Below are 25,900 nucleotides of genomic sequence, written 5' to 3' on the forward strand. Positions count from 1 at the left end.
CACCGTCACAGGTCGTGGGTGTGGTCCAGGTCGGTGTCGCGCGGCAGTCGCGGCCGTTCGACCATCGGGCCACGGTGGACACCGGTCCGCAGGGCGAGGGCGGTTCTGACGTCGGACCGCGCCGGCCGTTCGCGGCCGGCCAGGTCGGCGATGGTCCAGGCGACCCGCAGGACCCGGTCGAGTCCGCGGGCCGTCAGCAGCCCCCGCTCCAGGTCCCGTTCGGCGTCGGTCAGTGCGTCGGGCTGCAGCCGCCAGCGCGTCCGCAGTTCGTGGCCCGGCACCTCCCCATTGGTGCGCCACGGGGTCTCGGCCAGCCGGGCGGCCGCGCGGTGGCGGGCGGCCAGGACGCGGGAGGCCACGACGGCGGTGGACTCGGCCGCGCTGTCGCGGGTCATCAGTTCCGCCCGGGAGACCGAGGACACCCGGACCTGGAGGTCGACCCGGTCCAGCAGAGGTCCGGAGAGTCTCGCCTGGTACCGGTTGACCATCGTCGGTGTGCACTCGCAGCCCTCGCCGCGGATCGAGTGGCGCCCGCAGGGGCACGGGTTGGCCGCGAGGCAGAGCAGGAAGCGGGCGGGCAGCCGCATGGAGCCGGCCGCGCGAGCGATCATCACCTCGCCCGACTCCAGCGGCTGCCGCAGGGCGTCGAGGACGCGGACCGGGAACTCCGGCGCCTCGTCCAGGAACAGCACCCCCCGGTGCGCCAGGGAGACGGCGCCGGGTCTCGGCATCCCGCTGCCGCCGCCGACGATGGCGGGCATCGTCGTCGAGTGGTGCGGCGCGCAGTAGGGCGGGCTGTCGACGAGCGGCCGGTTCGGTGGCAGCAGCCCGGCGACGGAATGCACGGCGGTGACCTCCAGCGCCTCCTTCTCGGTGAGCGGCGGGAGCAGGGCGGGCAGGCGCTCGGCCAGCATGGTCTTGCCGGCGCCGGGCGGGCCCTTGAGGTAGAGGTGGTGCCCGCCGGCCGCGGCGATCTCCAGGGCGTGCCGGGCCTCGTACTGGCCCGCGACATCGGCGAGGTCCGGCCGGACGGCGCGCGCGGACGAGATGTCGCGGATGCCGATACCGGGCAGCAGCAGGCCGGCCAGCAGTGGGTCCGGGCGGCCGGCCAGGATCTCCGGCTCGTCATCGGGCGGCGTGGCGTCGGTGAGCAGTGCGACGAGTTGGCGCAGGCTCCGGACGCCCAGCACGGAGATGCCCGGGACGAGGGAGGCCTCCGCCGCGGTCTGCTCCGCCACGACGACCTGGCGGTACCCGGCGTCGGCGGCCGCCAGCACGGACGGCAGCACACCCCGGACGGGCCGCACCCGGCCGTCCAGCCCGAGTTCGCCGATGATGAGCAGTTCGGCGATCGCGGCGGGGTCGATCCGGTCCGCCGCCGCGAGTACGGCGCAGGCGACGGCCAGGTCGAATCCGCTGCCGCTCTTCGGCACGGAGGCCGGGCTGAGGCCGACGGTGAGCTTGCGCTGCGGCCAGCTCTCGCCGCTGTTGACGACAGCCGCGCGGACCCGGTCCCGCGCCTCGGAGAGGGCCTTGTCGGGCAGGCCGACCAGGGTGAAGGCGGCCACACCGGGTTCGAGGTCGGCCTGGACCTCGACCACCACGCCTTCGACACCGACGAGCGCGACCGAGCAGGTATGGGCGAAGGCCATCTCAGACCGCCCCTCGGACGTGCTCGACCCGGGCTGCTCCCTTGGCCCGGTTGATGACGGCCACCAGGTCGATGCGGACTCCGCCGGGCGGCGGTGGTGTCGGCGGATCCGCGGGGTGCGGCGCCCCGCCCCGGGTGTCCGACGAGGGCGGCGCGCCGCCCTTCGCGGCAGCCCGCTTCCGGGCCGGGCCCTTGCCCGATGCGGCCTGTTTCGAGGTCCGCTTCCTCGGCCCCTCCTCGCCCGGGCTCCCGCCGCTTGTGCCCTCGCCGCTCGTGCTCTCCCGCGGGGCCGTCTCCGACCGGTGGGACTGCGGGGCCGGCCCGTCCGCCGACCGGATCGAAGCTGCGGCCGCCGGCACGGGGATGCCTGTGCTCCCGGACAGACAGGTCACACGTTCGGCGAGCAGTTCGAAATAGGTGGGCCAGCGTTCCGCCAGCCAGCGCTCGGCGAGTCTTCGCAGTCGGTCTGCCTTCGACCGGTCGATGCCTTCGGTGGGTTGCTGGAACGCGTTCTCCGAACGCGTCTTGACCTCGCAGATCGCGAGGGTGTCGCCGTCCAGCGCGACGATGTCGAGTTCACCCTCGGCGCATCGCCAGTTGCGTTCGAGGATGTGCAGGCCTTCGTGGGCGAGCCTGCGGGCGGCCACTTCTTCGCCGTAGCGGCCGAGACCGTTGTTGGGACTCTGCACGGCTATCACCTCCGTGGCACGGAGATTGCCGTGAGGGCGAAGGTGCAAGCGGCGCGGCGTCGGATCCTGTGGACAACCCGGGCCTGTGGATAACCCGCGTCCCTCTCAGGAGTGGCTTTCCGGAGCCGGTCTGGACATGCGGATGCAGGCCCGTCCATGCTCGGTGCTCCGGACGCGGCGTCGATCGCTCCCGGTGGCCTTCGCTGTCAGCTCCCGGCGGCCGATGGCTGCCGACGTCGACTCCCGGCGCCGGGCGGCGCGTCGGTCAGTTGCCGAAGGAGGCGTCGTCGGACGGCAGCTCCAGGTCGCTCTTCGCCAGCTCCTCGATGTTGACGTCCTTGAAGGTCAGGACCCGCACCTTGCGGACGAATCTGGCCGGCCGGTACATGTCCCAGACCCACGCATCCGCCATCGACACCTCGAAGAACACCTCGCCCTGCACCGAGTGGACCTGCAGGTCGTAGTCGTTCGTGAGGTAGAACCTTCGCTCGGTCTCGATCACGAATTTGAAGAGTCCGACGACGTCCCGGTACTCCCGGTAGAGCTTGAGCTCCATCTCGGTCTCGTACTTCTCGAGATCTTCGGCACTCATCCAGGCGTCCCCTCACTCGTCACGTCCACCCCATTGTGGACCACCGCACCCACCGTCAAAGCCGTACCGGCGGGACTGGCGGGCCATCCGTGACCAGCTGTTCGACCAGTTCGGCCAGGCCCGCAGGGTAGACCGTCTCCGCGGTGTCGCGGAGCTCCTGGACGGTCCACCAGCGGGCGGCGAGCAGCCGGGCGTGCTCCTCGCCGCCCGCGCCCGCCGTTCCCGCAGGACCACCGGCACCGCCGCCCGCACCCGCCGTTCCCGTAGAACCGCCGGCACCGCCGGCACTCACGCCGGCCGGACCGTCGACACCCGCGAGCCCGAAGCTGTCGGGCTCGGCCTCGGTCCGGGCCAGATGGAACCACTGCTCCTGCTCGTAGTCCTGCCCCTGAAAGGAGAACGACACGGTGCCGTACGCCACCACCGGCCCCAGCTCCACGTCGGCCGACCCGAGCTCTTCGGCCAGCTCGCGCAGCGCCGCCTCCCGGACGCTCTCGCCAGGCTCCAGCCCGCCTCCCGGGGTGATCCACCAGATGGTCTCCGGGACGGCCGGGTCGAGCCCCCGGAGCAGCAGCAGGCGGTCGTCGCGGTCGAGCAGCAGGACGCGGGCGGCACGTCGGCGCAGGACGGCCACGGCACTCACCTCCTCGTCCCACGGCCCGCCGCGGCGGCGGGCGACCTCGACGGCAAGAACCTCGGCGGCAACAACCTCGGCAGCAGGCACCTCAGCGGCGGGAACGTCGGCGTACCCACTGGCCCAACGAGACCGCCCATCCGGCGGCCCCGGCCGCGAGGACGAGGACGGCACCGCCCACCGCGGCGTAGCCGGCGGGAACGAGCAGGCCGTGCCGCGAGGCGGTGGGCCCCTTCACCTCGTCGAAGGCGGGGGTCCGCGGTACGGCGGCGATCCTGGCCGACGGCCAGACGATGCCCTCGACCCGGCCGACGACGTCGGTCGCGGCCACGGTACCGCTCGCCACGTCGAGGTGGCTGCGCGAGTCGAGCGAGTTCGACCGGGAGTCGCCGAGCAGGAAGAGCCGGCCCTCGGGGACGGTGATGCGGTACCCCTCGCCGGGGCCGAGGTGGTCGTCGGTGTAGGGCTCGTCGACGGCGACGCCGTTCACGGTGAGGCGGCCCTCGGAGCCGCAGCAGGCGACGGTGTCCCCGCCCACGGCGACGACCCGTTTGACCATGGTCGCGCCGCCCCACAGCGGCTCGCTGAAGACGACGATGTCGCCGCGGCCGACCGATGCCCCGTCGGCCCGGTGGGCGAGGACGGTGTCACCGACCTGCAGGGTGGGCGACATCGAGGTGCTCGGGATGCGGTAGGGCCGGTACTGGAGTGCGATCAGGCCGAAGCCGCCCACCAGCATCGCGAAGCCCACGGCGATGGCCACACCCTGGAGGACCGAGGCGACGCTCCGCCGGGGCCGGCGGGCCGCCGGTGCCGCGACCGGGCGCTCCGTGACACTGCCACTGCTCATCGCGGTCGCGCCTTCCTGGTCGGTGCGGGCCCGTCCGGCTCGCTCCTGCTCGGTCCGCGCCTGCGGTACGGACGCTGCACCGCGCTCCGGAGAACCGGCGAGCCGCGGCACGTCCGAGCAGATTACTCGTCGGTACCGCGGCTCGCGCAAGAGTCGGCGGTGGATCGGCGGCCACCGGTTCCCCAGGACAGGCAGTCGGTTTCCCGGGACCGGCCGCCCGTTCACCGGGACCGGCCGCCGGTTCACCACGACCGGCCGCCCGTTCACCGGGACCGGCCGCCGGTTCACCACGACCGGCCGCCCGTTCGCCGGGACCGGCCGCCGGTTCACCACGACCGGCCGCCCGTTCGCCGGGACCGGCCGCCGGTTCCGCAGAACAGGCCGCCCGCTCACCAGGGTGGGCCGCCCGCTTGCCGGTCCAGCCCGGGTGGGCCGTTCACGCCCTCCGGCCGAACGGCCTTCGCCGTGCGTCCGTCAGTGACGGCGCCGGCGCAGCCACCAGACGGCCGGCACGGCGGCCGCGGCCCCCGCCATCGGCGGGAGCAGGGGTGCGGAGGCGGAGAGCCCCTTCTGGTCGAAGGTGTCCGGCACCGGCAGGGTGGCCCAGTCGCCGATCGGCCAGGCGACGACGAAGGCGCGGCCGACGACGTTCTTCACCGGCACCGTGCCGCCACCGGGCTGGTCCTGGTGGTAGCGGGAGTCCAGCGAGTCGCCGCGGTGGTCGCCCATGACCCAGATCCGCCCGTCCGGGACCTTCACCGGGCCGAACGGCTTCTCGCCGCAGGGGGTGTTGCCCGGGTACAGGTAGGGCTCGTCGAGCGCGATGCCGTTCACCTTGACCGGTCCGCTGCCCTGGCACTCGACGGTGTCGCCGCCGACCGCGATGACCCGCTTGATGAGGTCCTTCTCGTTGGACGACGGCATCAGGCCGATGAAGCTGAACACGTTCTGGATGCCGCGCACGAAGGCGTTGCTGTTCTGCTGCGTCGGCTCGTCGTTCAGCCAGCCGCCCGGGTCGTGGAAGACCACGACCTCGCCGCGTTCCGGCTCGGATCCGAACCAGGGGGTCAGCTTGTCGACCAGGACGCGGTCGCCGATCTTCAGCGTCTGCTCCATCGATCCCGAGGGGATCGAGAACGCCTGGACGAAGAAGGTCTTGATCACCAGCGCCAGGATCAGCGCGATGCCGATCAGGATCGGCAGTTCCTTCCAGAACGACCGCTGCCGCTGCGGCCGCGTCCCGGTCTCGTCGGAACTGTCCTGCGCGGTGTCGTTCTCCTCCGCGGCCTCACTCACCACGTCCTCCGCGTCGTTCGGGGCACCGACGAGCCTACCGCCGGCGGCGGCCGCCGTGCCCGCGTCGGCGGGCTGCACGGCCTGTGCGGACTGGGCCGACCGGACCGCGCGGCTACCCGGGCCCTCGGGCTCCGGGGCGCCCGAGCGGGCACCGACCACCAGATCCCCCACGACATCTCCTCCCTGCTGTGCGGACGCCCGCGCGCCCGCGCTCATCAGTGCCGCACAGCGGGCACCACGCTCCGTAACCGACCGTCGACCCGCATCAGCCTGCCCGCCGAGGGCACGTCTACACCGGTGACGACCCGAGAACCCGGGAAGGCCACGAGACCATGCGCCGAGCAGTCCAGCACTTCTCTATCACTCCGGATCGACCCGTCCGTGCTCCCACACGGCAGGCCGATCCATCAACCGGACCGGCCTGTGCGCCCTGGCCTGGTCGACCTCCGCCTGACGGCGAACGGAAGGACGCCCAACACACCCATAACGAGCGAGGGTTCCGCAGGAGTCGGCGGAAGGCCGACCAATCCGGTCGGCGCGGGCAGCGCGGCGGCCGAACCCGGCGCCACCCCGGACGCCGACCCCTGGGCTGCCCCTGCCGCCGATCCGGCCCGGATCGAGGAGAGTGACGACGGAACGTCGAGTTGACCGAGCCTCGGCAGCGGCCAGGCGATGAGGACGGCGCGCCCGACGACGTTGCTCACCGGGATGGTGCCGTTGCCGGGGTTGTTCATGTGGAAGCGGGAGTCCGCCGAGAGGTCGCGGTGGTCGCCCATCACCCAGAGCCGCCCTGCGGGCACGCTGACCTTGAACGGCTGCCGGGAGGGCACGTTGCCCGGCGCCAGGTAGGGCTCGTCCACCGGGGTGCCGTTGACGCTGACGCGGCCCTTGGCGTCGCAGCACTCCACGGTGTCGCCGGCGACGCCGATGACCCGCTTGATCAGGTCGTGCTCGTTGTCTGAGGGCAGCAGGCCGACAGAGGAGAAGACGTGCTTGACCTTCTTCACCACCGGCCCGTCGTCGGACGACCCGCGGTCGGTCTCCAGCCAACCGCCCGGGTCGCGGAAGACAACGACCTCGCCGCGGCCCGGCTCGTTGCCGAACCACGGGGTCAGCTTGTCGACCAGGACGCGGTCGCCGATCTGGATGGTCTCCTCCATCGACCCCGAGGGAATGACGAAGACCTGGACGAAGAACGTCTTCAGTACGAGGGCGATCACCAGCGCGACGACCACCACGAGCGGTATCTCGCGCAGCAGCGAACGCCGGCGGCGGCGGGCGGCGCGCTGCGCGGTCCGGCGCCGCTCGGCGCGGCCGCGTATCGGGGTGGTCGAGCGCGCCTCCTCGGGCTCCGCCTCGACCGTCCTGCCCCTACCTCTGGTCCCCATGGCCACCAGTCCCCCCTATTGCCGCGAACGCCTCCGGCCGGTCGAGCGAGGTCAGGCGACCGAACGGGAAGACCACCCAGTCGGCGCGGCCGATCACCTTGGACTCCGGCACGAAGCCGCCGCCCGGTTCGCCGAGGTGGTCGCGCGAGTCACGGGAGTCACCGCGGTGGTCCCCCATCACCCAGAGCCGGCCGCTCGGCACCACCACGTCGAAGGGGACGCGCGACGGTGCGTCCCCGGGCGCCAGGTAGGCGCTCTCGTCCAGCGGCACACCGTTCACCCTGAGCCGGCCGTCCGCGCCGCAGCAGGTCACCCGGTCCCCGCCGACCCCGATCACCCGCTTCACGAACACCGAGTCGCCGCCCGGGGCGAGCCCCAGGCGGTCGAGCAGCCGGCGCCCGGCGGAGGGCTCGGCCGCGTACGGCAGGAAGGAGCCCGTGCCGTCGAAGACGACGACGTCACCGCGCCGGACGTGCCCGCCGAAGGCGTACACGAGTTCATTGGCCACCACCCGGTCACCGGGCCGGAGGGTGTTCTCCATCGAGCCGGAGGGCACGGCGAACGGCCGCGCCACGAAGGCGTTCACCACGAGCAGGAGCAGCAGGCACGTCCCGCCGATCAGCAGGAGGTCGCGCCCCCAGCCCCTGCCCGGGCCGTCCGCGGCCTCGGGCGCCGCCCCCACGGTGACGCCGTCGTCCACGGCCGAGTCATCGTGCACCGCGCTACCGTCCGCCGCGCTACCGTCCGCCGGGGCGCCGTGCACCGAGCCACCGTCATCCGCGGCACCGTCCGGCGGAGCACCCTCCGCCGGCCGACCGGCATCCGCCGGGCCTGCGGAAACGACCACGGACCGCGCCAGCAGGTCCGCACCCGTGGGTGCGGACCTGCCGTCGCGGTCCGTGGAAGGTTCGTGCGTGGTCATCGGGCTGAGCTTATCTCCCAGGCCTGAAAGGCCAAGGCCTGCGGCCCGGGAGGAAGGGCCCGACCCGAGACTCCGTGCCCCGGTGAGCCGGGGCGACGGATCACCTGTCGCGCTTCTCCTTGATCTTCGCGGCCTTGCCGCGCAGGTCACGGAGGTAGTACAGCTTGGCGCGACGAACGGCACCGCGGGTCACGACCTCGATCTTCTCGACGACCGGGGTGTGCACCGGGAAGGTGCGCTCCACGCCGACGTTGAAGCTGACCTTGCGGACGGTGAAGGTCTCACCGATGCCGGCGCCGTGGCGACGGATGACGACGCCCTGGAAGACCTGGACGCGGGAGCGGTTGCCCTCGATGACGCGGACGTGAACCTTGAGGGTGTCACCCGGACGGAAGGACGGGACGTCGGTACGCAGCGAGGCCGCGTCGACAGCAGCGAGCTTGTTGCTCATGATGCTCTCCATCGCAGACGCCACAGGCCGCCCACGGAAGTTCGTGAAGAAGGATGGTGCTGCGGGCCGCATCGGCTGGCGGTGAGCCCCCTGTGGCGGGCGCATCGGGCCACGTAGCGACCCCGAGGGGACGCCCAGCGACAGACAACAGTCGCCTATTCTTCCACAGCATCCGCCGTGGGCCGAAATCGGCCGGCCGCCTCGTCCCAGACCAGGCCGAGCAGGTTGAGCGCCTCGCGCTCCTTCTTGTCGAAGGCGCCGAGCTGCCAGCGTGCCACCAGGTCCGGCCGGTTGGCGAGGGTCCGGGCGAAGGCCTGCTCCCTGCGCCACCGCGCGATCTTCCCGTGGTGGCCGCTGAGCAGCACCTCCGGCACCTCGCGGCCGCGCCACTCGGCGGGCTTGGTGTAGACGGGGCCCTCCAGCAGGTCGGCCATGGCGCCGGGGGCGAAGGAGTCGTCCCGGTGGGACTCGGCGTTGCCGAGCACCCCGGGCAGCAGCCGGGCGATGGCCTCGACCATCACCAGGACGGCGACCTCGCCGCCCGCCAGCACGTAGTCGCCGATGGACGCCTCCACCACCGGCATGCGGGTGGCGGCCTCCTCGATGACCCGGCGGTCGATGCCCTCGTATCGGGCCGGGGCGAAGGCGAGCCAGGAGCGGCCTGCCAGTTCCTGTGCGAGTTCCTGGGTGAACGGGCGTCCGCTCGGGGTGGGGACGACCAGGGTCGGCACCTCGCCCTCCGGCCCCTGGGCGAGCACCGCGTCCAGGGCGGCACCCCACGGCTCGGGCTTCATCACCATGCCGGGCCCGCCGCCGTACGGGGTGTCGTCGACCGTGCGGTGGACGTCGGTGGTCCAGCCGCGCAGGTCGTGCAGGTGCACGTCCAGCTGGCCGCGGGCGCGGGCCTTGCCGACCAGGGAGACGTTCAGCGGCTCCAGGTACTCGGGGAAGATCGTGACGACGTCGATCCGCATCTCACTCACGCCCGGTACCGCCCGCGGAGCCGTCTCCGGCGTCGCCGTCACGCGCGGAGCCGTCGCCGCCGTCCCCGACCTCCGTCTCGGCACCGGAGCCACCGACAGCACCGGCATCACCTGCCTCCGGCTCCAACGGCTCGATCAGCCCGGCCGGCGGTGTGATGACGGCGCGCTGGTTCTCCAGGTCGATGGTGGGGACGATCTGCTCGACGAAGGGCACCAGCACCTCGGTGCCGTCCGGCCTGGTGACGGTCAGCAGGTCCTGGTAGGGCAGGTGGAGGACCTCGGAGAGCTCGCCCACGACGGTGCCGTCGGCCAGCACCACGTCCAGGCCGATCAGCTGGTGGTCGTAGTACTCGTCCGGGTCCTCGGGGGTCTCCTCCGGGTCGACCTCGGCGATCAGCATGGTGCCGCGCAGCGCTTCGGCGGCGTTGCGGTCCTTGACGCCGGCGAAGCGGAGCAGCAGCCGGCCGCTGTGCACCCGGCCGGACTCGATGGTCAGCGGGCCGGTGGAGGCGGGGTCGGTGAGAAGGACGGCGCCCGGCCCGAGCCGGAGTTCGGGTTCGTCGGTGCGGACTTCGACACTGACGTCGCCCCTGATGCCGTGGGCACGGCCGATCCGGCCGACGACGAGCTGCACGGTGATCGTTCTCCTGGGGTGTTGCCGCGCTCCACGGCGCGTTCCTGGCTGGGCTGGCGGGCCGGGCTGCGGCCGAACGCCAGAAGGGCCGGCCGGGACGACGTGCGTCCCGGCCGGCCCCTGGTACCGACGATGACCTGACGGCTCCGCGTCAGCGGATGCTGTCCACGTCGACGAGGTCGACCCGGACGTTCCGGCCGCCGAGCGCACCCACCACGGTACGCAGTGCGCGGGCCGTACGACCCCCGCGGCCGATCACCTTGCCGAGGTCGTCGGGGTGCACCCGGACCTCGATGGTGTTGCCCCGGCGCAGGTTGCGCGAGCGCACCTGCACCTCGTCGGGGTGCTCGACGATGCCCTTCACCAGGTGGTCCAGGGCTTCCTCGATCATGCTCAGGCCTCGGTGGAGGCGGCCTCGGCGTCAGCCTCGGCCTTGTCCGCCTTCTTCGCCTTCGGGGTGATGGCAACACCGGTGGTGCTGTCCTCGAAGCCCGCGACGGCCTTGGCGAACAGGTGCGAGAAGTCCTCGACCTTGGGCTCGGCGACCTTCAGCGGCTCCGGCGCCGGCAGGCCCTTGAACTTCTGCCAGTCACCGGTGAGCTTCAGGATGGCGAGGACCGGCTCGGTCGGCTGGGCGCCGACGGACAGCCAGTACTGGGCGCGGTCGCCGTCGACCTCGATCTTCGAGGGGTTGTAGGTCGGCTGGTAGATGCCGATCTCCTCGATCGCGCGGCCGTCACGCTTGGTGCGGGAGTCGGCGACGACGATGCGGTAGTGCGGGGAGCGAATCTTGCCGAGACGCTTCAGCTTGATCTTGACTGCCACGGGAGTGGGTTCTCCTGGTGTTGACGTGGGTGAGCGGCCGCTGTCACTGCGTGGGGTTGCGGCGACCGGCCGTTCAAGGGACACGCCAGCCGTAGGAGAGAGGGGTCCTGCCCGGCTGCCGAGTACTCAGCTGTCCATTCTGCCACAGTCGGGCCTGACGCCCGAACCGGCCCGCTCCGGGGCCGCGGCCCACCGGAGGGCCGGACGCACCGCGAAGTTCAGGAACACGGCACGGAGCCCCGGCAGCGTTCCACCGGGGGCGGTGCACGACGACGAGGGCAGAACGACCGAACGGCACGGAGGTCCGCACGGGCAAGGACGCCCGCACAGGACAAGCAGGACAAGGACGCCTGCGCGGGCGGGAACGACTGCGCGGGCAGGGACCGCACAGGCTGCGACAGCACGCGGACCGGCTCGACCGAGGGCCCCCGCCCCCGGTAGAGCCGAGCACAGCGAACTGTCGCGAAGGAGGTGTCACCGGCGGCGCACGTCCGCCGGCCGGTACTCAGCCGGTCCCCCGGGGGGCCGACCGGTGCCGGAGGGAAATCAGCCGATCTTGAACGGCTGCTGGCAGGCACCGCACACGATGGACGCCTGCGCGAGCACGGAGGGGACGACGCGGACGTTCCGCCCGCAGCCGCACACCGCCTTGACGCGCACGCCGCCGCCGGACGAGCCGTGCCGCGCCGCGGGGCCGCGGAAGGCCCGGTGGCTGCCCTCGCCGGCGACGGCGAGCTGGTGCGCCCCGAGCGCGCGGTCCAGCCGCTCGATGGTGTCGGCGTACCTGTCCTGCGTCTCCTTGAGCATGGTCACCTGGGAGAAGCCGCTGCTGGCGTGCGGCTCGACCGGGTGGGCCAGCCCGAGCTCGGAGGCGAGCATCAGGAAGCGCCGGTTGTGGTAGCGACCGGCCCGCGAGGTGTCGCGGATCTCCCGCGCGGCGGCCAGTCCGTGGGCGGCTTCGTGCAGCAGACGCTCGAAACCGAGCCGGGTGCCGCACGCCGAGGAGGACTCGCCGATCAGTGCCTCGGGCGAGGCCAGGTCGGGGAGGTCCTGATGATGGGCCTGGATGTCGCTCCAGGCGGCGGCCAGTTCGGCCGCGAGGACGAGAGGCTGTGTCGTGCTCACGCTGGACCAACGATGGAGAGAGGGCCGATGTTCCGCGAGTTCCCGTTCACCGGGAATTCCCAGCATTCTCTCAGGAATGCGTGGCCGCACCTGAATTGCGTTGTTCTGACCTGACGCAAGACCAACCCCCTGCATCTGTGGACCCGCCGATTCTCGACGGGCTCTCGGCTATCACCCGGGGAACGCGCATGCCGCCCCAAGGAGGACGGCCCGCAGCCCGGTCGAAATTGACAGGGCCACGGGCCGTATACCGTACCGCTTGTTTCGCACCGCCGGGAGTTGACCGGCGAGTAGCATCGACGAGCAGTGTGCAAACCGTGGTTAACAATCCGCTGAATCGGCATCGAATTGCAACCGAGAGGCGCCCGGAAGGGCTTCGGTTTGTTCCGGTCCGCGCCCGGGATCGCTCGTGCACTCCACGATCGTTGACTCCCGGGTGCGAACAGTTGTCCGTAGGCGGTGCTCAGTAGGCGCGGGCGACGATGGCGATGTTCCCGGCCTGGTCGTCGGCCTCCGGCACGGAGCCGTCGGCGGCGACGATGCAGCGCACCGAGACGCCCTGCTCGGCCAGCTTGGCCTCGCCCTCCGGGCCGAGGTCGGCCCAGGAGATCCGGCCCCAGCCGGTGGCCGCGGCCTCGACGGCCTCCTCGATGCTCGCGACGTCGACCGTCCGGGCCTCGCGGCGCTCGCGGGACTGGCGGAGCAGCAGCGCCTGGTCCTCCTCCAGGATGCCGGGCACGATCGCGGCCAGGCCGTCCACCGAGACCGGCTCCTTGCCGCCGGCGATCCGGCGGACCAGCATCGCGGTGCCGTTCTCCAGGTCGCGCGGGCCGACCTCGATGCGCAGCGGGACGCCCTTGAGCTCCCAGTCGACGGCGCGGCGGCCGAACGGGGTGTCGGTGCGGTCGTCGACCACGACGCGGACACCGACGGCCTCCAGGGCGGCGCCGATCTCGCGGACCTTGGCGAGCACCGCGTCATCGCCCTTGATCGCCAGCACGACGGCCTGGACGGCGGCGAGGCGCGGCGGCACCCGCAGGCCGCTGTCGTCGCCGTGGGACATGATCAGGCCGCCGACCATGCGGGTGGAGACGCCCCAGGAGGTCTGCCAGACGTGCTCGCGCTCGGCACCCTGCAGCTGGTACGTGGTGTTGAACGCCTTGGCGAAGTTCTGGCCGAGCTCGTGGCTGGTGCCCATCTGCAGGGCCTTGCCGTCGCCCATCATGCCTTCGAGGGTGAGGGTGTTGATGGCACCGGCGAAGCGCTCGCGGGCGGTCTTGCGGCCGAGCACCACGTCGATGCCGAGCACGTTGGTCATGAAGTCGCCGTACACCTCGGTGTGGATGCGCGAGGCGTAGGCGCGGGCGTCCTCGTAGGTGGCGTGGGCGGTGTGGCCCTCCTGCCAGAGGAACTCGGTGGTGCGCAGGAAGACGCGCGGGCGGAGCTCCCAGCGGACGACGTTGGCCCACTGGTTGATCAGCAGCGGCAGGTCACGGTGGCTCTGGACCCACTTGGAGAAGTACTCGTTGATGATCGTCTCGGAGGTGGGACGGACGACGACCGGCTCCTCCAGCTCCTTGCCGCCACCGTGGGTGACCACCGCGAGCTCGGGGGCGAAGCCCTCGACGTGCTCCGCCTCCTTGGTCAGGTAGGACTGCGGGATGAACATCGGGAAGTAGGCGTTCTGTGCGCCGGCCTTCTTGATGCGGGCGTCCATCTCCTGCTGCATCCGCTCCCACAGGCTGTACCCGTACGGTCGGATGACCATGGTGCCGCGCACCGGACCGTTGTCGGCCAGCTCGGCCTTGTTGATCAGGTCCTGGTACCAGCGGGGGAAGTCTTCCGACTGGGGGGTGAGTACGGGTGTCTTGGCCATGGGGCAGATGGTACGGGGATCGGGGTGCCGATCGTGAATCCGTTTCACCAGCGCACTGCGGGGGCGCACGCCTCGGCGCACGGACACTCCCTGCACACCTCTGGACGGCAGCGCCCGACCGCTGTTCGCTGGAAGGCGGGGCGGGACACGACCGGGGGGAGCCGGAGCATCGGACGCACACACCGAATGGGAGGCCGCGATGGCTTCAGCGCAGGTGACCGCCACGACCGCGCAGCGCCCGCACGCGGGCGGCGGAGCGGGGTCGCACGGTCGGGCGCGTGACTGGGCGGAGATCCAGGAGCGGATGCTGGTGCCGCTCTACCAGGCGGTATACCGGCGGTTGGAGGTCGGGCCGGCGACCAGCCTGCTCGGTCTCGGCTGCCGCTCGGGGCTCGCCCTGCTGCTCGCCGCGGACCGCGGCGCGCAGGTCGCCGGACTGGAGCCGGAGGCGGAGCTGCGCGAACTCGCGGAGGGCCGGCGACTGCGGGTGGCGGGTGTCGGCGGCATCGACCGGTCGGGCCAACCCGTCCCCCGCTCGGCGTATTCGCTGGTCACTGTTTTCGAGGAGCTAGCCTACGTGGCGGATCCCGCCGTCCTGGTGCTGGAGGCGGCGACGCTCACCCTGCAGGGCGGGCACGTGGTGCTGGCCGGCTGGGGGCCGCCGGAGCGGTGCGAGAGCGCGAGCGTGCTGGAGGTGGCCCGGCGCCGCTCGGCCCGGGTCCCCGCCCGCGACCCGTTCGCACTGAGCGCCCCCGGCGCACTGGAGGAGCTGTGCGCCGGCGTGGGGCTCCGGCCCGCCGGCAGCGGCCGGGTCAGCTGCCCATTCGCCTACCCGGACCTCGACAGCGCCGTCCGCGGCATGCTCTCGACCGGCCTGTACGGGGGCGCGATCGAGGAGTGGGGGCCGGCGCTGGTGACGAAGGAGCTGGAGGAGGCGCTGCACCCCTTCGTGCAGGCGGACGCCTCGGTGCGGATGGCCAACGTGTTCCGGTACGTGGTGGCCGAGCAGCCGCGCTGATCCGTCGCGGCCCGGGGCGGGCGCCCCCGCCCCGGGCCGCGGCGCGCGGTGGCTCCCCGCCCGGCCGCGGTTCAGCGGTCGAGCGGGGTCCACTCCTCGGCGGTCAGTGCGTACCGCTCGTGGTCGCGCCAGGCGCCGGAGAGGAACAGCATCCGCGGGGTGAAGCCCTCGTGCCGGAAGCCGAGCCGCTCGGCCAGGGCGACGGAGCGGACGTTGTCGGGCTGCACGTTGATCTCCAGCCGGTGCAGGCCGAGCCCGCCGCGCTCGCCCGGGGCGAAGCAGCGGTCGACCACCAGCCGCATGCCCTCGGTCATCCGCCCGGTGCCCGCGTAGGGCAGGTAGGAGTCGTAGCCGAGGGCGCCGTTGCAGAAGCGGCCCATCACGATGTTGGCCACGTTGCACTTGCCGACGAGCCCGCCGCTGGCGACGTCCTCGATCAGGAAGGTGCGCAGGCCGGGGCCCTGACGGTCCAGCAGCTCGGCGAGGCCGTCCGGCTCCACCGGGTTCCAGCGCCCTATGTGGTCGGCCGAGCGCCGCACCGCCTCGGCGTACGGGGCCACGTCGTCCGGTCGGGGTTCCCTGATCCTCACTCGCACACCACCATCATCGGCCATGGGTGCGGGCGGGCGCCGGACGGGTCGTTCGCGCAGCGCGGCAGGCCTCCGGAAACGCCGCCGGCCCGCCGCCCCGGGCGAGGGGGCGGCGGGCCGGCGGGCGGGGACCGTCAGAGCAGGTCCTTGAACTCCTTGGGCAGTTCGAAGTCGGCCGGGCCCTTGCCCGCGCCGAGGCCGAAGGCGCCGCCCGGGGCGGCCTGCTGCTGGCCCTGGCCGCCGGCCCCGAGGGCGCGACGCTCGGCGGCGGCCGCCTCCTCCTGGGCCCGCTTCAGCGGGTTGCCGGACTTGCGCTTGCCCTTGGCGGCCGGGGCCTTCTTGGCGGACTTCTTGCCGCCGCCGCCCATGCCGGGGATGCCCGGCATGCCGGGGATGCCCTTGCCGGAGGCCATGGCGGACATCATCTTGCGGGCCTCGAAGAACCGCTCGACGAGGTTGTTGACCTCGCCGACCTGGACGCCCGAGCCCTTGGCGATGCGCAGCCGGCGCGAGCCGTTGATCATCTTCGGGTCGGTGCGCTCGGCGGGGGTCATCGACTTGATGATCGCGCCGACGCGGTTGACGTCCTTGTCGTCGATGTTGTTGATCTGGTCGCGGATCTGACCCATGCCGGGCAGCATGCCGAGCAGCTTGGAGATCGAGCCCATCTTCTGGACCTGCTCCAGCTGCGACAGGAAGTCGTCGAGCGTGAAGTCCTTGCCGCCGCCCTGGAGCTTGGAGGCCATCTTCTCGGCCTCGGCCTGCGAGAAGGTCTGCTCGGCCTTCTCGATGAGCGACAGCATGTCGCCCATGCCGAGGATGCGCGAGGCCATCCGGTCCGGGTGGAAGGCGTCGAAGTCGTCGACCTTCTCGCCGTTGGAGGCGAACATGATCTGGCGGCCGGTCACGTGGGCGACCGAGAGGGCGGCGCCGCCGCGGGCGTCGCCGTCGAGCTTGGAGAGCACGACGCCGGTGAAGTCGACGCCCTCCAGGAAGGCCTGCGCGGTGGTGACCGCGTCCTGGCCGACCATGGCGTCGACGACGAACAGGACCTCGTCGGGCTGGACGGCGGCCCGGATGTCGGCGGCCTGCTGCATCATCTCGGCGTCGATGCCGAGGCGGCCGGCGGTGTCGACGATGACGACGTCGTACTGCTTCTGCTTGGCGTACTCGATCGAGTCGCGGGCGACCTTGACCGGGTCGCCGACGCCGTTGCCCGGCTCGGGGCCGTAGAAGGCCACGCCGGCCCGCTCGGCGACGACGCCGAGCTGGTTGACCGCGTTGGGGCGCTGGAGGTCGCAGGCGACCAGCAGGGGGGTGTGCTTCTGGCTCTTGAGCCAGTGGCCGAGCTTTCCGGCGAGGGTGGTCTTACCGGCACCCTGCAGACCGGCCAGCATGATCACGGTCGGGCCGGTCTTGGCGTACCGCAGGCGGCGGGTCTCGCCACCGAGGATGCTGATGAGCTCCTCGTTGACGATCTTGATGATCTGCTGCGCCGGGTTCAGCGCGCCGGAGACCTCCGCGCCGAGGGCGCGGTCCTTGACCTGCTTGATGAAGGCCCGCACCACCGGCAGCGCGACATCCGCCTCCAGCAGCGCGATCCGGATCTCGCGGGCGGTGGCGTCGATGTCCGCCTCGCTGAGGCGGCCCTTGCCCCGGAGGTTCTTGAACGTCGCTGCGAGGCGGTCGGAGAGAGTGTCGAACACGTCGGTCGCGGGTCCCTTGCGGCATCGGTATGGGTACTGTCGTCGCCCCCCAGGGTATCGGGCCGCCCGGCGAACGGTCTCCACCCCGGTCGTCCGGCGGCCGCACACGCGCTCCGGCCGCCGGCCGCGGGCTCAGCCGAGGGCCTCCTGGACCGCTCTGGCCACCTGCGTCGCACGCGCCGCGGCCAGCGGCAGGCCCTCGGCATCGGTGACGTAGAAGGCGTCCACCGCGTCCGCACCGAGCGTGGAGACGTACGCGGCGCGCACCCGGACCCCGGCCGCGTCCAGGGCCCGGCCGATCCGGTGCAGCAGGCCGGGCGCGTCGTGCGCACGGACCTCCAGGATGGTGGCGCTGGTGGACGCGCCGGGGGCCACCGAGACGACCGGTGGCGGGGCGGCGATGCCGCGCCGCCGGGGTGCGGCGGCGTCGCGCTCGGCGAGCTTGCGGGCGACGTCCAGCGAGCCGTCCAGGGCCCGGCGCAGGTCGGCGCGGAGCCGGGCCGCCTCCGGCAGTTCGCCGTACTCGGCGGCGACCGTCCAGGAGAGCAGCAGCACCGGGCCGGCACCGATCGGGTCGAGCTCGCGCAGCGAGGCGGAGCGGACGGTGAGCCGGTGCAGGGCGAGGACGCCCGCGACCGTGCCGAGCAGGCCGGGCCGGTCCGGGATGGCCAGGGTGAGCTCGACGCCCATCGGCTCGGTGCCGGTGGTGTCCTGCTCGGTGTGGGCGTGCAGCGAGAGCGCGGGCGCACCGGTGCGGGCGGCCTCCACGGCGAGCCGCTCCTCCTCGGCGGTGGGGTCGCCGGCCGGCGGGTGGCTGACGCCGCCGGCCAGCCGGGCGGCCGCCCGGGCGACCAGGTTGCCGACCAGCGAGGCGCGCCAGCTGCTCCAGGCGGCCGGGCCGGTGGCGGTGGCGTCGGCCTCGGTGAGGGCGTGCAGCAGCTCCAGGTGCGGCAGGGTGCCGACGACCTTGGTGATGGCGTCGACGGTGGCCGGGTCGTCCGGGTCCCGGCGGGTGGCGGTGTCGACCAGGGTGAGGTGGTGGCGGACCAGCAGGGCGAGGGTGTCGGTGTCGTTCTTGTCGAAGCCCATCCGGGCGGCGACGTCGCGGACGATGACCTCGCCGGCCTCCGAATGGTCGCCGGGCCAGCCCTTGCCGATGTCGTGCAGCAGGGCGGCGACCAGCAGAAGGTCGGGGCGGGCCACCCGGCGGGTCATCGCGGCGGCCCGCACCGCGGTCTCGATCAGGTGCCGGTCGACCGTCCAGCGGTGCACGGCGTTGCGCTGAGGACGGCAGCGCACCCGCTCCCAGTCGGGCAGCAGCCGGGTGATCAGCCCCTCCGCCTCCAGGGCCTCCCAGACCGGCAGACAGGCCTCGCCGGCGCCGAGCAGGGTGATCAGCTGCTCGCGGGCCTCGTCCGGCCAAGGCACCGGCAGCGGCTTGGTCTCGGCGGCCAGCCGCCGGACGGTGGCGTACGCGACGGTGAGACCGGCCTGGGCGGCCGCGGCGGCGGCACGCAGCGGCAGGACCGGGTCCTGGGCGGGGCGGGCGCCCTGGGCGAGCACGGCCTCGCCGTCCTGCTCGACGACGCCCTCGGCGAGCGGGCGGCGGTCCACGACGCCCTTGGCGACGGCGCCCGCGCCGCGGCCGGTGCCGCTGAACGGGAAGGCGATCCGGGAGAGCCGGCGGCCGCGGCCGCTGCGGGCGGCGAGCACCCGCTCGACGGCGCGCCAGGTGACGTCGGAGGCGTAGGTGATGGTGCGGGCGGCCTCGTAGACCTGTCGGAGCAGGGTGTCGGCGTCGAGGACGCCGAGCCGGGCCGCGACCTGGTCCTGGTCCTGCAGGCTGAGCCGCTCGGTGGCGCGGCCGGTGGTGAGGTGCAGGGCGTCGCGGACGTCGGCGAGCCGGGCGGCGGCGGCCTCCAGACCGTCGCGAGGCGCGTCGGCGAGCCAGGTGGCGGCGACGGCGTTGAGGGCGACGACGTCCCGCAGGCCGCCGCGGGCCTCCTTGAGGTCGGGTTCGAGCAGGAAGGAGAGCTCGCCGTGGCGTTCGGCGCGCTCGGCGGAGAGCTGCTGGAGTTCGGGCAGCCGGGCGGCGGCGCCGGCCCGCCAGTCGGCGAGCAGGGTGGAGCGCAGCGATGCGGTGAGGGCGGCGTCGCCGGCGATGTGGCGGGCGTCCAGCAGGCCGAGCTGGGCCTTGAGGTCCTCCGCTGCGACGGCGCGGGCCTCGTCGAGGGTGCGCACCGAGTGGTCGAGGGCGGCGCCGGAGTCCCAGACCGGGTACCAGATCCGCTCGGGCAGCCGGGGGTCGATCGGGCCCTCGTGGAGCAGCAGGACGTCGAGGTCGCTGCGCGGGGAGAGTTCGCCGCGGCCGTAGCCGCCGACGGCGACCAGGGCGGTGCCGGCGGGGGCGCCGGCGTCCCGGTAGAGCCCGGTGAGCCAGCCGTCGGTGAGCCGGGCGAGCGCGGTGCGGCGGGCGGCCCCGCCGAGACCGGGGTCGGCGAGCAGCCGGGTGCGCGCGGCGCCGTGGTCGTCCGGGCGGGCCGGGTCGGAGGGGTGGGCTTCGGTCGTCGTCACGTCAAAGATCCCATCCGTGGGGCGGGGGCCGGATACGCCTCCGGCGGACCTGCCGGTGGGCAGGTCCGCCATGAGCGTGTGGTGCTGATGCTAGAGCGCGTCGGGGCCGCGCTCGCCGGTGCGGACGCGCACCGCCGTGTCGACCGGGACGGCCCAGACCTTGCCGTCACCGATCTTGCCGGTGCGGGCGGCCTTGACCACGACGTCGATCAGCTGCTCGGCGTCGTCGTCCTCGACGAGGATCTCGATGCGGACCTTGGGCACCAGGTCGACGGTGTACTCCGCACCCCGGTAGACCTCGGTGTGGCCGCGCTGCCGGCCGTAGCCGCTGGCCTCGGTGACGGTCAGGCCGTGGACGCCGAAGGCCTGCAGGGCCTCCTTCACGTCGTCCAGGCGGTGCGGCTTGATGACTGCGGTGATGAGCTTCATCAGGCGTCGACCTCGGCCTTCGTGGCGGCGGTGGCAGGGGTGGCGGAGACGGCCCGGGCGAGGCTGGCGCCGACCGCGGTGAAGTCGTAGGCGGACTCGGCGTGCTCCGCCTGGTCGATGCCGGAGACCTCGACGTCCTCGGAGACCCGGAAGCCGACCGTCTTGTGGATGGCGAGGCCCAGGACGTAGGTGACGACGAAGGAGTACACGGCGACCGCGACCACGCCGAGCGCCTGCTTGCCGAGCTGGTCGAAGCCGCCGCCGTAGAAGAGACCCTTGGCGGTCTGGCCGACGTGGCCGGTGGCGAAGAAGCCGATCAGCAGGGAGCCGATGACACCGCCGACGAGGTGGACACCGACCACGTCGAGCGAGTCGTCGAAGCCGAGCTTGTACTTGAGGCTGATCGCGGCGGCGCAGGCGACACCGGCGATGATGCCGATCGCGATGGCGCCGAGCGGGGAGACCGAGCCACAGGCGGGGGTGATGGCGACCAGACCGGCGACCGCACCGGAGGCGGCACCGAGGGTGGTGAAGGCGCCGTGCTTGATCTTCTCGTAGGCGAGCCAGCCGAGGACGGCGGCGGCGGTGGCGACCTGGGTGTTCATGAACGCCATGCCGGCCACGCCGTTGGCGGCGAGCGCCGAGCCGGCGTTGAAGCCGAACCAGCCGAACCACAGCAGGCCGGAGCCGAGCATCACCAGCGGGAGGCTGTGCGGACGCATCGGGTCCTTCTTGAAGCCGATGCGCTTGCCGAGCACCAGGGCGAGGGCGAGGCCCGCGACACCGGCGTTGATGTGGACGGCGGTGCCACCGGCGAAGTCGATGACGCCGTTGCGGTCGCCGAGCCAGCCGCCGTTGCCCTTGTCGAAGGCGAACACCCAGTGCGCGACCGGGAAGTAGACGACGGTGACCCAGAGCGCCACGAACAGCGACCAGGCCGCGAACTTGGCGCGGTCGGCGATGGCGCCGCTGATGAGGGCCGGGGTGATGATGGCGAACATCAGCTGGAAGGCCGCGAATCCGGTGACCGGGATGGTGCCGCTGAGGTCGTTCAGCCCGATGCCGCGGAAGCCCAGGAAGTCCAGGTTGCCGATCAGGCCGGCGCCGGCGTCCGGTCCGAAGGCGAGGCTGTAGCCGTAGAGGACCCACAGGACGCTGACGATCGCGAGCGTAATGAAGCTCATGACCAGCATGTTGAGGGTGCTCTTGACCCTGACCATGCCTCCGTAGAAGAAGGCCAGGCCCGGTGTCATCAACATGACCAGGGCCGCACAGATGAACACAAAGGCGGTATCGCCCGCGCTGAAGCCGTCCGGCATCGGCGTCTCCTCGTGAATGGAAGCCGCTCCACACCCGGGATCCCTGTCCCGTTCCACCCGGGGTGTCGGCGATGTGAAGGAGAGTGCCGAAGGCTGATTTCGGCCGATGCGGCTCGATGTTTCGCCGCCGTGACGCAACCAACGGGGGCGTTACGAGCACGTGAACCACGGCCGTGCCATGACAGATCTGCGTTACCGTTCCGCCGCTCGGTACAGCGGGTACGGGAGGGTTCACCGACCGTGGAGGCCCGGGGGCGAAGGGCGGGGGAGCCCGTACGGATACGTAGCCGCACGGACCCCCACGGTCGGGGTCGGGGGCGAGGATGGCCGAAAGCGGCCCCTCGCGGGCGGTGGTCAGACCGCCGAGGCGAACTCCGGAATGTCCTGCACCACGCGCTCGGCCAGCCGGGCGACCTCGGGCACGCCCTTGTACTGGCGGTTGGCGGCCTCGGTGGTCTTGCGCACGCGGGTGTTGAGCCGCTCCGAGCGGACCTTGGTGGCGATGTCGACGGCCTGCTCGGCCATCACCGCCGCCTGCTCCGGCTCGTTCTGCAGCAGGTGGACGCTGGCCATGCCGATCAGATTGAACGCGTAGCTGCGGACGTGCTCGCCGTCCTGCCGGAACAGGTCGACGGCGCGCTCCATCACCGGGGCGGACATCGAGGCGTACAGCTGGCTGCGGCTGGAGTGGTAGGCCAGGTCGCGGAACGAGTGCGCGTTCTCCGCGTTGAGCTCGGCCTCGGAGAAGAACCGGAGCCAGTTCGGGTCGGCGTCGCCGGCGCGGCAGTCGCTGAAGGTGTCCTCGGCGAGCCGGGCGGCCCGGGCGCAGCGGTTGACCTCGCCGATGGTGGAGTAGGCGCGGGCCTCCATCGCGTACAGCAGCGCCTGCTGGCGGGGGGTGGCGGTGTCGCGGCTGCCGTACTGGGCGAGGTGGATGAGCTCCAGTGCGTCCTCGCCGCGGTTGAGGTGGATCATCTGGCGGCTCATGTCGGTCAGGATGAGGGCGCCGAACGGGCGGTCCCCTGCTTCCTTGGCGGCATGGAGGGCCAGCACGTAGTACTTCTGCGCGCTGGGGTGCATGCCGACGTCGTAGGACATCCAGCCGGCCAGGTGGGCGAGTTCGGCGGTGAGCCGGAACAGCCGCTTGGTGGTGGGCTCGGGGTAGGACTCCTGGAGGAGGTCGGTGACCTCGTGGAGCTGGCCGACCACGGCCTTGCGGCGCAGGCCGCCGCCGTTCTGCGCGTCCCACTGGCGGAACATCACCGTGGTCTGCTCGAGGAGTTGGAGCTCGGGCTCGGAGAGCCGGCCGGTGTAGGGCTCGCCGCCGTTGGCGGCGGTGAGGATCGGGGTCGGCGCGCCGCCGGGGCCGGGGGTGAGCCAGCGCTGCATGGGCTCGATGAGGGCGGCGCCGGCGGTCAGGGCGAGCGAGGTGCCCAGGAAGCCGCGGCGGTTGAGCATCAGGTCGCTGCGCGAGTACTCGCTGATCAGCTGGACGGTCTGGTCGCCGCTCCACGGCAGGTCGACGCCGCCGCCGACGGTGGAGACCGGGACGGCGGTGCGCAGGCCGAGCTCCTCGATCGAGACCACCGAGCCGAAGCGCTCGGAGAACAGCTCGGACAGGATCTTCGGGATGGGCTCGCGCGGTTGCTCCCCGTCGAGCCAGCGGCGCACCCGGGAGGTGTCGGTGCTGACGTGGTGGGCGCCGATCTGGCGGGCCCTGCGGTTGACCTGACGCGCCAACTCGCCCTTGGACCAGCCGCTTCGGGCGAACCACGACGTCAGCTTCTCGTTCGGTTGCTTCTCTCCCATGGGAACGCCCCATCCCGCCCGGCCCCGCACTGGGCCCCGCTCGTGGTGCCCGACGGTTCGGGCGCTTGCTCGACGTACCGTGCCTGCTCGACTGCCGAGGAGGCGGACCCCCGTACTGTGGACGGTCCGCTGTGCTCCGTGTGCCGAACGTAACGTGATTTCCGCCATCCGGGGGAGCACCGCCGAGGAAACGCCACCCTTCGCCACCCCTGCGAGTGAACAAAGAGTGGCCGGGTCGCGCTTCACTGGTAGCCGGTTCGCAGTGACCCCGGCACATGCCCGACGGATGGGCTCCCGCCCTGGGGGCGGATCAACTGCCGTCGATGCTACCGGTTTTGACGGACCGCCAGAGGACGGAGGAACCCTCGTGCGACAGCGACCTCCCGGTATCCGCAGCTCCGGGGCCCGCCGGCTGCTGGAACGCGCGACACGAATCGGAGCGCGTCCGACAGCGCGCGCCGCCGGTGCACCACCCGCACCGCGCGTGACGTCCGACGCACCGTCACAGTCCCGTAACCACCGGCATCCAGAACCTGTTGGGGAAGGCATGGACAACCTGTTCGGCGAACTCCGGCTGCGGCACCTGCGGCTGGCGCCGCGCGGCACCCTGCGGCGCACCCGGGCCACCGCCCTCCGGGCGGCCGGCGAGTACACCGCCCGCCTCGGCTGGACGGTCGTCGCGGGTGCGGCCCGCGCCCACCGCTCCCCCGCCGTCTGCGACTGCGCCGCCGCGCACTGCGCCGCCCCCGGCCTGCACTCCGCGGCCGGCCCGAAGGCCGCCCCCGGCACCCCGGCGGACGAACTGCCCGCGCTGCTGGCCGCGGACGCGCCGGTGCTGCTGCCGGCCGGGCTGCACTTCGACGTCCTGGACGTTCCGGAGCAGCCGGGTCTGCAGGCGCTCGTCCGGCTGGAGCGGATGGGCACCCAGGTCGGGCCGGTGCTCGCCTCGCCGGCCGGGCGGCTGCTGTTCTTCGTGGCGCCCGGCACCGCGCGCCGGCTGCCCGAACTGCTGTACCGGATGGGCTGGGACGACGCCTCGCTGGACCTGGTCTGCCACGGCGCCGGGTCGTACGTGGCCGCACCGCCGACGGTGCTCGGCGGGCTCGGCCCGATGCGCTGGGTGCGCCGCCCGACCCGGGAGAGCGCGGCCTGTCCTCCGGAGGCCCGGCTGCTGCTCGGCACCCTGGCGTACGCCTGCCACCGCGGGCGGGCTCGCGCGTGCGAGCCGGCCTGGCCGGCCGCCTGAGGGGCCGGACGACACGGCGGCGGGCCGCCGCCCCGGGGTTCGGGGCGGCGGCCCGCCGCTGTGCTGTCCGCCGGTGCGGGTCAGTCGCCGATCAGGGCGTCCACGAAGGCGGCCGGCTCGAACGGCGCCAGGTCGTCGGCGCCCTCGCCGAGGCCGACCAGCTTGACCGGCACACCGAGTTCGCGCTGGACGGAGACGACGATGCCGCCCTTGGCGGTGCCGTCGAGCTTGGTCAGCACGATGCCGGTGATGTCGACGACCTCGGCGAACACCCGGGCCTGGACGAGGCCGTTCTGGCCGGTGGTGGCGTCCAGGACGAGCAGCACCTCGTCGACCGGGCCGTGCTTCTCGACGACCCGCTTGACCTTGCCGAGCTCGTCCATCAGGCCGGTCTTGGTGTGCAGCCGGCCGGCGGTGTCGACGAGGACGGTGTCGACGCCCTCGGCGATGCCCTCCTTGACGGCGTCGAAGGCGACCGAGGCCGGGTCGCCGCCCTCGGGCCCGCGGACGGTGTGCGCGCCGACCCGCTCGCCCCAGGTCTGCAGCTGGTCGGCGGCGGCGGCACGGAAGGTGTCGGCGGCGCCGAGCACCACCCGGCGGCCGTCGGCGACGAGCACCCGGGCGAGCTTGCCGGTGGTGGTGGTCTTGCCGACGCCGTTCACGCCGACGACCAGGACGACCGCGGGGCCCTCCTCGTGCTTGGTGGAGTGGACGGTGCGGTCGGCGTCCGGCCCGATCAGGGCGACGAGCTCCTCGTGCAGCAGGCCGCGCAGCTCGGCCGGGGTACGGGTGCCGAGCACCTTGACCCGGGTACGGAGGTTGTCGACCAGCTCCTGGGTCGCGGCGACACCGATGTCCGCGGTGAGCAGGATCTCCTCGATCTCCTCCCAGGTGTCCTCGTCGAGGCGGTCCCGGGAGAGCAGGGTGAGCAGGCCCTTGCCGAGCGCGTTCTGCGAGCGGGAGAGCCGGGAGCGCAGCCGGACGAGCCGGCCCGCGGTGGGTTCGGGTACCTCGATCGCCGGCGGGGCCGCGGCCTCCGCCGGGGCCTCCTCCGGAGCTGTGGGGGCCTCGGGGGCCTCGGGGAGGGGCACCTCCTCTATGGTCTGGACGGGCGCCTCGGTGGGCGCGGCGGACTCCTCGCCGACCTGCGGCTCGCGCGGCGGCGTGATGACGGGTGCCTCGGGCTTGGGAGGCAGCGGCTTGCGTCGTCTGCCGTTGACGACGAGACCCGCGATCGCGCCGACGGCGACCACGGCGATGATGACGGCAAGGATCACGTATTCCATAACCCCC

At 72.8% G+C, this 25,900-nt stretch carries 23 protein-coding genes and 1 pseudogene; 2 read left to right on the top strand and 22 right to left on the bottom strand.

The features are described 5' to 3' along the window. Positions 1 to 5: 5 nt before the first annotated feature. From AB0P35_RS23765 to proS, 15 genes and pseudogenes are all read right to left on the bottom strand, one after another. Positions 6 to 1,652: a YifB family Mg chelatase-like AAA ATPase gene (locus AB0P35_RS23765; protein ID WP_363513886.1), complete on the bottom strand. Its 1,647-nt coding sequence runs from the start codon at positions 1,650 to 1,652 to the stop codon at positions 6 to 8. 427 nt (positions 1,653 to 2,079) lie between these two features. Continuing rightward, positions 2,080 to 2,349 (bottom strand): annotated as a pseudogene (locus AB0P35_RS23770) (YraN family protein); the annotation flags it as partial. 256 nt (positions 2,350 to 2,605) lie between these two features. Beyond that, on the bottom strand, positions 2,606 to 2,932 hold the full coding sequence (locus AB0P35_RS23775; protein ID WP_030275680.1) for a DUF2469 domain-containing protein: 327 nt from the start codon (positions 2,930 to 2,932) through the stop codon (positions 2,606 to 2,608). A 55-nt stretch (positions 2,933 to 2,987) separates the two neighbouring features. Further along, positions 2,988 to 3,656 carry an NUDIX domain-containing protein gene (locus AB0P35_RS23780; RefSeq protein WP_363513889.1) on the bottom strand — a complete coding sequence of 223 codons (669 nt, stop codon included), beginning with the start codon at positions 3,654 to 3,656 and terminating at the stop codon, positions 2,988 to 2,990. Position 3,657: 1 nt separating this feature from the next. Continuing rightward, a complete protein-coding gene (lepB, locus tag AB0P35_RS23785) occupies positions 3,658 to 4,416 on the bottom strand; it encodes a signal peptidase I (RefSeq protein WP_363513892.1) in 759 nt (252 codons plus the stop codon). Between the two features lie 474 nt (positions 4,417 to 4,890). Then, on the bottom strand, positions 4,891 to 5,883 hold the full coding sequence (gene lepB / locus AB0P35_RS23790; RefSeq protein WP_257019032.1) for a signal peptidase I: 993 nt from the start codon (positions 5,881 to 5,883) through the stop codon (positions 4,891 to 4,893). Between the two features lie 236 nt (positions 5,884 to 6,119). After that, the gene (gene lepB, locus AB0P35_RS23795; RefSeq protein ID WP_363513896.1) at positions 6,120 to 7,100 is read right to left on the bottom strand and encodes a signal peptidase I; all 981 of its coding nucleotides are present in this window, start codon (positions 7,098 to 7,100) and stop codon (positions 6,120 to 6,122) included. Continuing rightward, the gene (gene lepB, locus AB0P35_RS23800; protein WP_363513995.1) at positions 7,084 to 7,725 is read right to left on the bottom strand and encodes a signal peptidase I; all 642 of its coding nucleotides are present in this window, start codon (positions 7,723 to 7,725) and stop codon (positions 7,084 to 7,086) included. Before lepB (AB0P35_RS23800) ends, lepB (AB0P35_RS23795) begins: the two co-directional genes overlap by 17 nt. A gap of 397 nt (positions 7,726 to 8,122) precedes the next feature. After that, positions 8,123 to 8,473 carry a 50S ribosomal protein L19 gene (gene rplS / locus AB0P35_RS23805; RefSeq protein ID WP_095873010.1) on the bottom strand — a complete coding sequence of 117 codons (351 nt, stop codon included), beginning with the start codon at positions 8,471 to 8,473 and terminating at the stop codon, positions 8,123 to 8,125. A 155-nt stretch (positions 8,474 to 8,628) separates the two neighbouring features. Continuing rightward, positions 8,629 to 9,447 carry a tRNA (guanosine(37)-N1)-methyltransferase TrmD gene (gene trmD / locus AB0P35_RS23810; protein WP_095873011.1) on the bottom strand — a complete coding sequence of 273 codons (819 nt, stop codon included), beginning with the start codon at positions 9,445 to 9,447 and terminating at the stop codon, positions 8,629 to 8,631. Position 9,448: 1 nt separating this feature from the next. After that, entirely contained in the window at positions 9,449 to 10,090 is a 642-nt protein-coding gene (gene rimM / locus AB0P35_RS23815) for a ribosome maturation factor RimM (protein ID WP_363513899.1), read from the bottom strand. 151 nt (positions 10,091 to 10,241) lie between these two features. Beyond that, complete coding sequence (locus AB0P35_RS23820) at positions 10,242 to 10,481, bottom strand: RNA-binding protein (protein WP_030275689.1); 240 nt, start codon at positions 10,479 to 10,481, stop codon at positions 10,242 to 10,244. A 2-nt stretch (positions 10,482 to 10,483) separates the two neighbouring features. Next, positions 10,484 to 10,915, bottom strand: coding sequence for a 30S ribosomal protein S16 (rpsP, locus tag AB0P35_RS23825; RefSeq protein ID WP_030275690.1), 432 nt, complete (start codon positions 10,913 to 10,915; stop codon positions 10,484 to 10,486). Between the two features lie 546 nt (positions 10,916 to 11,461). Next, the gene (locus AB0P35_RS23830; protein WP_363513903.1) at positions 11,462 to 12,040 is read right to left on the bottom strand and encodes a hypothetical protein; all 579 of its coding nucleotides are present in this window, start codon (positions 12,038 to 12,040) and stop codon (positions 11,462 to 11,464) included. Positions 12,041 to 12,503: 463 nt separating this feature from the next. After that, on the bottom strand, positions 12,504 to 13,916 hold the full coding sequence (proS, locus tag AB0P35_RS23835) for a proline--tRNA ligase (protein WP_095873014.1): 1,413 nt from the start codon (positions 13,914 to 13,916) through the stop codon (positions 12,504 to 12,506). Between the two features lie 199 nt (positions 13,917 to 14,115). Between proS and AB0P35_RS23840 the strand changes: the two genes are divergently transcribed. Then, positions 14,116 to 14,934 (top strand): methyltransferase domain-containing protein, encoded by an 819-nt coding sequence (locus AB0P35_RS23840; RefSeq protein ID WP_095873015.1) that lies wholly within the window; start codon positions 14,116 to 14,118, stop codon positions 14,932 to 14,934. Between the two features lie 71 nt (positions 14,935 to 15,005). On the opposite strand, the gene AB0P35_RS23845 is transcribed toward AB0P35_RS23840, so the two are convergent. The 6 genes from AB0P35_RS23845 to AB0P35_RS23870 form a co-directional block, all read right to left on the bottom strand. Continuing rightward, on the bottom strand, positions 15,006 to 15,548 hold the full coding sequence (locus tag AB0P35_RS23845; protein ID WP_095873016.1) for a GNAT family protein: 543 nt from the start codon (positions 15,546 to 15,548) through the stop codon (positions 15,006 to 15,008). A gap of 110 nt (positions 15,549 to 15,658) precedes the next feature. Then, complete coding sequence (gene ffh, locus AB0P35_RS23850) at positions 15,659 to 17,230, bottom strand: signal recognition particle protein (protein WP_363513908.1); 1,572 nt, start codon at positions 17,228 to 17,230, stop codon at positions 15,659 to 15,661. A gap of 132 nt (positions 17,231 to 17,362) precedes the next feature. After that, positions 17,363 to 19,804, bottom strand: coding sequence for a [protein-PII] uridylyltransferase (locus AB0P35_RS23855; protein WP_363513911.1), 2,442 nt, complete (start codon positions 19,802 to 19,804; stop codon positions 17,363 to 17,365). A 90-nt stretch (positions 19,805 to 19,894) separates the two neighbouring features. Then, positions 19,895 to 20,233 (bottom strand): P-II family nitrogen regulator, encoded by a 339-nt coding sequence (locus AB0P35_RS23860; protein ID WP_030275697.1) that lies wholly within the window; start codon positions 20,231 to 20,233, stop codon positions 19,895 to 19,897. Beyond that, complete coding sequence (locus AB0P35_RS23865; protein ID WP_095873019.1) at positions 20,233 to 21,552, bottom strand: ammonium transporter; 1,320 nt, start codon at positions 21,550 to 21,552, stop codon at positions 20,233 to 20,235. The genes AB0P35_RS23860 and AB0P35_RS23865 overlap by 1 nt, the downstream gene beginning before the upstream one ends. Positions 21,553 to 21,906: 354 nt before the next feature. Next, positions 21,907 to 23,361 carry a hypothetical protein gene (locus tag AB0P35_RS23870; protein WP_095873020.1) on the bottom strand — a complete coding sequence of 485 codons (1,455 nt, stop codon included), beginning with the start codon at positions 23,359 to 23,361 and terminating at the stop codon, positions 21,907 to 21,909. Between the two features lie 547 nt (positions 23,362 to 23,908). On the opposite strand from AB0P35_RS23870, the gene AB0P35_RS23875 reads away from it, so the two are divergent. Further along, positions 23,909 to 24,607 (top strand): bifunctional DNA primase/polymerase, encoded by a 699-nt coding sequence (locus AB0P35_RS23875; RefSeq protein WP_363513915.1) that lies wholly within the window; start codon positions 23,909 to 23,911, stop codon positions 24,605 to 24,607. An 80-nt stretch (positions 24,608 to 24,687) separates the two neighbouring features. On the opposite strand, the gene ftsY is transcribed toward AB0P35_RS23875, so the two are convergent. Then, entirely contained in the window at positions 24,688 to 25,893 is a 1,206-nt protein-coding gene (gene ftsY / locus AB0P35_RS23880) for a signal recognition particle-docking protein FtsY (protein ID WP_363513918.1), read from the bottom strand. Between the last annotated feature and the right edge of the window lie 7 nt (positions 25,894 to 25,900).

The organism is Kitasatospora sp. NPDC085879, from assembly GCF_040686255.1.
Taxonomy (GTDB): Bacteria; Actinomycetota; Actinomycetes; order Streptomycetales; family Streptomycetaceae; genus Kitasatospora.